The organism is Morganella morganii H1r (assembly GCF_000633515.1).
Taxonomy (GTDB): Bacteria; Pseudomonadota; Gammaproteobacteria; order Enterobacterales; family Enterobacteriaceae; genus Morganella; species Morganella morganii_B.
In genome coordinates this window covers 1-5,854 of record NZ_AYMP01000076.1, presented here as the reverse complement: position 1 = coordinate 5,854, position 5,854 = coordinate 1, and the positions used below count along the sequence as shown (strand labels likewise).

5 protein-coding genes are annotated in these 5,854 nt (G+C 34.3%); 2 read left to right on the top strand and 3 right to left on the bottom strand.

What is annotated here, in order from left to right; genetic code table 11:
* The first annotated feature begins 21 nt into the window (after window positions 1-21).
* Window positions 22-1,032 carry a tyrosine-type recombinase/integrase gene (locus U868_RS0122450; RefSeq protein ID WP_240182752.1) on the top strand — a complete coding sequence of 337 codons (1,011 nt, stop codon included), beginning with the start codon at window positions 22-24 and terminating at the stop codon, window positions 1,030-1,032.
* Between the two features lie 33 nt (window positions 1,033-1,065).
* Here U868_RS0122450 and U868_RS0122445 read toward each other — a convergent pair whose 3' ends face one another.
* The 3 genes from U868_RS0122445 to U868_RS0122435 are packed head-to-tail and all read right to left on the bottom strand — an operon-like array spanning window position 1,066 to window position 5,070.
* Complete coding sequence (locus tag U868_RS0122445; RefSeq protein ID WP_025155244.1) at window positions 1,066-2,340, bottom strand: McrC family protein; 1,275 nt, start codon at window positions 2,338-2,340, stop codon at window positions 1,066-1,068.
* Entirely contained in the window at window positions 2,337-3,941 is a 1,605-nt protein-coding gene (locus U868_RS0122440) for an McrB family protein (RefSeq protein ID WP_025155243.1), read from the bottom strand. The genes U868_RS0122445 and U868_RS0122440 overlap by 4 nt, the downstream gene beginning before the upstream one ends.
* A gap of 10 nt (window positions 3,942-3,951) precedes the next feature.
* Complete coding sequence (locus U868_RS0122435; RefSeq protein ID WP_025155242.1) at window positions 3,952-5,070, bottom strand: DNA cytosine methyltransferase; 1,119 nt, start codon at window positions 5,068-5,070, stop codon at window positions 3,952-3,954.
* A 650-nt stretch (window positions 5,071-5,720) separates the two neighbouring features.
* Here U868_RS0122435 and U868_RS0122430 point away from each other — a divergent pair.
* The coding region (locus U868_RS0122430; protein WP_025155241.1) for a transposase at window positions 5,721-5,854 on the top strand (134 nt) is incomplete at its 3' end.

The following is a 5,854-nucleotide window of genomic DNA, read 5'->3' as shown; positions in this document are numbered from 1 at the left end:
GTTTTTCGGGGGGATTACCAAATCACATTAGGAAAGGTTTCTTTAGTTTCACTCTCAGAAGCTCGTAGTCTTGCCGAAAATGTCCGTAGAAAAGTTATGGCAGGTGATGATCCTATTGCAGAAAGGAAACTCAGCAGGCCAGAATCTCTGACTACAGTGAATGATCTGTTTGCAGACTGGTATAACGATCTTGTTAAAAGATTGAAGTATCCAAGTATACCAGAAAGGGTTTACCGTAAAGACATAGCTCCTACCATTGGTGGACTAGCCTTGAGCAAAGTCACCCCCTTAGATGTTCGTTCTATCATCCAGAAAATCACTGCGAGTGGTAGACCAACCATCTCCAATGATGCCTTGCTCTACATGAAGCAACTTTTTAACCACGGTATCAAACTCGGCTTAGTTCAGTACAACCCCGCCACAGTATTTAGGGTAAATGATGCTGGAGGTGTTGAAAAAAGTAGAGAGAGATCATTGAGTTTAGAAGAAATTTCTTATGTTTTTCGTATATTCAGAGAACACTCTGACAGTTTCTCTCGTGACAACTATCTAGCCTGTTCACTACTTCTTATGCTGGCAGTTAGGAAGAGTGAACTCACGGAGGCACCTTGGTCAGAATTCGATTTAAGAGAGAAAAAATGGGTCTTACCAAAGGAAAGAAGTAAATCAGGTGTTGGGATTGTCATCCCACTATCACAGCTTGCAATTGAGATATTGAATGAGCTTAAAATCAGAGCTTGTAGATCGGACTATGTCTTCCCTAATCGTAGATTAAGTAAGTCGAGACATATGGGAAAAGACACACTAAACAGAGCAATTGCTAAGTTGTTCGGTGTTGAACCGGGAAAAAAAATGCAACCGCCAAATGTTATGGGTGATATCGAATATTTTACCGTTCATGATCTGAGAAGAACAAGCCGGAGTTTGCTTGCATCACTATCTGTTCCTCCACATGTCGCTGAAAGGTGTTTAAACCATAAACTCAAAGGTGTTGAAGGGATTTATAATAGGTATGATTATATTCTTTTCTAAACATATTAAATGAGAGTTGTAATAAAAAATTCACTAAATATCAATTAGTTCAAATAAAGATCTTGCAAGCTCAGACTCTTCATTTTCAAGGTCCGGGTTAGAAAGGTCTATAAAATATTCATAGACATTAATTTTTAAAGCATCACCCACATCACCGATCTTTCTCATTTTGGCTCCCTTATGATTGTCAGGCCGTGGAGATATGAGCACCGTATTTGAACAATCAAAAGATACGGCATGGCTTATTATTTGATATCTGTCTGTATCTTTTGTTTTACTTTTATATTTGGCATCTGCAATTAAAAGAGTACTATCACCTTTTTTAATAATCACATCAGGCTTAGCATCACCTGTGGCAATACTTTGCGCATTAAAAAATTTTTTCTTACCATCAGTATTTCCATCTTTAATGGATAGCTCAGGGTGATTATTTAAAAAATACTCTTTCAAAAATACAAATAAATATTTCTCAAATATTGTTTCCATATCTATATAGTAAGAGTTAAGAAATACGTTTTCCTCGGTTAGCTCAAAACTAATCCCTTTCTTAGAAAGAATAAGCTCGGCAGATTTTACTATGTTTTTATAATAATTTCTTATAATTCCAAAATCACTATAAGGATTATATAGATTTAGAGGATTAGATCCTTGAAAACTTTTTACCCCATCAAACATTTCTAAGAAAAAAACATTATCATTTATTAGCTTCTTTAGTTCACTATGATTTCTTCTTAGCTCAACCAAGCTTTCAAAAAGTGCACACTTAATGAATTTATTAACATCATTGTCAGGTGTGAACTCATAAAAATCCACAGATGCTTTGTGAAAACCCCCTTTAGCCCATAAGGTTTTCATTGAATCAGAAATATTCAACTTACCTTTAATATTAGAACTAATCGTATTCTTCTTAATAAAGTCTTTTAATAATCCATTCTCATATAGGACTTTCATTTCCCAGATAAAACATTCAATCAAAAATTTGAAAGTGATGTTAGAATCAACCGCACTTTCACTATAATGCCTGTTGAAAAATGTCAAAGCATGAAGGTATTCACCCGAGGTAAGAATCATACGGTTAATATTACCAATTGAAAACTTTGGTTTAATATCAATTGCTAAACTTTCATTTATAGGTATCAAACCAATATATTTACCTGAAAAAAGGATGAGAGCATTATTTTTTGGTTTATAATCAATGCTAAAAAAATTTCTTATTTCAGGATAAATGTCGAGTTTATACCCATGTTTAACTATGAGACTAATATCCACATTTACTTCCGTTCTTTCCTTGGCTTCAATGATCATCATCTAATGTCATCCTTGAATTCTTCATCTAAGATATCCTTATATAGTTGCTTTAACTCAGCATAGGTTTCGGGATTGAATTTAAACATCTTGGAAAAAATAAACTTAAGTTTATGATTCCACAGTAGAAGTAAATCATCGTCAGATTCTATATTTTTAAAGTAAGTATGGCCGAAACCATGAGTTGATAGCTCATTACTCCTACTAAAGAAAAGAAGTATTTTACCAATTTTTTCCCCAGACAAGAGATTTTGTTGAAGTATAGACCTCAAAATATTTTGACTTGGCTCCATTTCAATAATTTCAAATCGCCTTTCCATAGCTGAATCCAATTCTACAACTGAACGGTCATATGGATTCATGGTGGCAAATATTACTATATTTTGAGGTATCGAAAAATGCTCCTCAGAATAAGGTAAAATAAAACTTATGTCTCTATAGTCTGGTTCTATATAAGTAAGAAGTTCGCCAAAAATTTTACTTGGTTCTCCCCGGCTAAACTCGTCAATTATAAGGAAATATGAATTATCAATATCTTCCTGGGCTTTTTTACAAATCTCCAAGAAAATTTTATGCTTTGGTTTAAACAAAGGTTCTGAACTATTTATTGCTCCATTAGGAACTAATCCTTCAATGAAGTCCTCATATGAATATGATGGATGGAATTGAATCCTCTCAATGCGCCTCATATCTGAAGAAGTTAACTTCAAAGCTATTTTCAGAGCATACCAAGTCTTACTTGTGCCTGGAGGTCCCGAGAAAAGGATGCCTTTAGCTCCCTTACTTAATAACTTTTGAGTAATAATAAGAGTAGGATCGTCATCGTTTAAGTTGTCTTCCAAAACGAGAATATCTTTTTCTGAGAGCAGTGTTTCATCTTGGACAGAAGAAAGTTTCAGTTTGTTTTCGATTTGTTCATTAACTATCTCATCTTTAATGACTTTAACATCAAACTTATTTGGAGAAAAAAAATCATTTTTTATGTTAGTAAAGAACAAATTTACATCATTCAAATCTGGAACTAATGATTTATGGACATCGGCAGTAAAATTACTTCTAAGATAAAAATCAATTATTTTTAGTATGGTGTCATTTGAAGCTTTTGTATCATTAACATTGATACCCTCCTCTCTCATAAGCCAAACGCATAAAGCTATTTTAATAGAATCGATGTTATATGACTTTTGCAGAGTATTTTTAACATTTTCTTGTATAGCTATATTTTCATATGCGAGTTTGAGTAGGGGTGCAGGTCTTCCAGGGTAATTTATGACTTGTGAACGACTATAAGCTAAACGGGTGGTGTAAAAATTACTACCAATTCCATAATCCTTTTTTACATCGAATTCTGAGTTAAAATCTTTTGTATATAATCCTTGAGAGTCTAATGATACAACCTCCCCAACCGTTTTAATGAATTCGTCACGATATTCTGAACCAACTTTCATATCAATTTCATTTTGGTCAGTTCTTTTCAGAAGCATAGAAGTAGCTAAGAGATATCTCAAGCCACTAATTTTTTCCATACGAGATTTTCCGTTTGAAGAATCGATTTTCTTGATACCTTCAAAACTTTTCCTAATAACATCTTCAGAAAAAAACATATATATTCCTTTATAACAGAGCTAAGCTAACCTTTTGAACATGTATAGGCTGATTAACATTTAGGTGAGTGCTTTCAATCATAGTTCTTTGTATTTTTGAAAGCTCTACATTGTGTATGTAATTTTTAATTTGCTCTGCAATTTTCCTTCCAATTAGTGGAGGCACTGCATTACCTATTTGCTGATATTTTGACTTTATATTTCTGCCTTCAAAAACAAAATCGTCAGGGAAAGTTTGGAAACGAGCTATCTCTCTGACCGAATAGATTCGGTCCTCTACTGGATGCCAAACTCCAGCATTCTCAGGTTTAAATGCGGCCGTAATTGTGCCTTGAATTTCATGCAAGTCATATCTTCTGAAAAAGTTTGGATAATGGTATCGAGGCATATCATCCCGAATTTTTTTCCAACGTTCTGGTAACAATTCATATGGAATATTTTTCCAAGAACCACCTGCTGGAATCATAGAGCCGTAATGAAGTGCTTGAGGATTTAGTTTCATCAGCTCATTTTGGTTTGGAAGTTCATCAGTAATACCTGCCAAGGTTTTAGCCAAAGTGAGATCCTTGTTCATCTCCACTTCAGGGAAAATATATGGTAAATATTCTAAATCTTTAATTGCGATTAGTATTACTCGAATCCTGTTTTGCGGGACTCCGAAATGGCTGAAATTAACGAGTCTATACATCACATGGTATCCTAAAGAATTAGTGAGTGTATCTACGATCTCATCAATCAGCTTTCCATTTTCAACTTTTGTGCTCAGCAGACCTCTAACATTCTCAAAAACAACAACTTTCGGAGATAGTTTTTCAATAAATTTAAATGTCTGCTTATATAATTGACCTCTTGGATCATTTATCCCTTTTCGTGAGCCTGCATTTGAGAAAGGTTGACAAGGAAAACCAGCAGTCAATACATCCAAATTTTGGACATCTGGAACGTCAAGAGTAGTAACATCCCCATGAATGATGTCACCAATATTTCGCTTATAGGTCATACAAGCATCAGCATCAAAATCATTAGCCCAAACAACATCATAGCCTGCTTGAACAAAGCCTAAATCCATGCCACCACAACCTGAAAACATCGAAACGACAGTGGGTTTATTAACTCTTTCAAATTTCATTGCTAATTGTACTCCAGACACTATGATTATATTGCCATACTATAGCATAATGCTGTCATTTTATACAGTGGAATTTTCTATTTTAGTTCATTTTTTGACCAATCATTTACAAGGAAACTATCATTAGTTATGCTCCTACTGAAACATCTACAGAACATCTTTTCTTTCAGTAATTAAGCTTTATCGATTTTATTTTAATTTTTTTACCCTTCTATTTTAAGTGCTTTTTCCAGTAAAAAATAGGTATCCGACTGAAAAAATCAATGCTCATAATAGCCTTAGTGATATTTAATTCTCATATTATTCTCAACAAAATATATGGTAAACACACTAAAGCAATAAGGTTAAGTAACGACAGCAGTTATACTTAGAAACTTTATTTAATTTTAGAAGATTTAATTTTACCCTCCACTCTTTTAGATATTAAATATCACTAGATATTTTTCCCAAGCTTTATATCAGATAGAGTGAATTATCCTAAGCAAGGGCTAACTGAGCGATGCTCAGTTGCCTTGCTTTTTCTTCCCTTTGGTTGAAAAAGAAAACACAAGTCAAAATCAACACCTAACCCATTGTAAGTACACCCGTTTCAGTCCCATTCACTTTCAGAGATCTTCATCCATACTGATATGTATCCTGAGGAGATCGCTATGCGCAAAGCCCGATTTACTGAACATCAGATTATCGCCGTTCTGAAATCCGTCGAAGCCGGACGGACAGTCAAAGATGTCTGCCGTGAAGCCGGTATATCCGAAGCCAGCTACTATATCTATGGACTACCTCC

What these genes read in the sequence shown, in the direction of transcription:
- U868_RS0122445 (WP_025155244.1), bottom strand. Translation starts at nt 2,340, where the DNA reads ATGATGATCATTGAAGCCAAGGAAAGAACGGAAGTAAATGTGGATATT.
- U868_RS0122440 (WP_025155243.1), bottom strand. Translation starts at nt 3,941, where the DNA reads ATGTTTTTTTCTGAAGATGTTATTAGGAAAAGTTTTGAAGGTATCAAG.
- U868_RS0122435 (WP_025155242.1), bottom strand. Translation starts at nt 5,070, where the DNA reads ATGAAATTTGAAAGAGTTAATAAACCCACTGTCGTTTCGATGTTTTCA.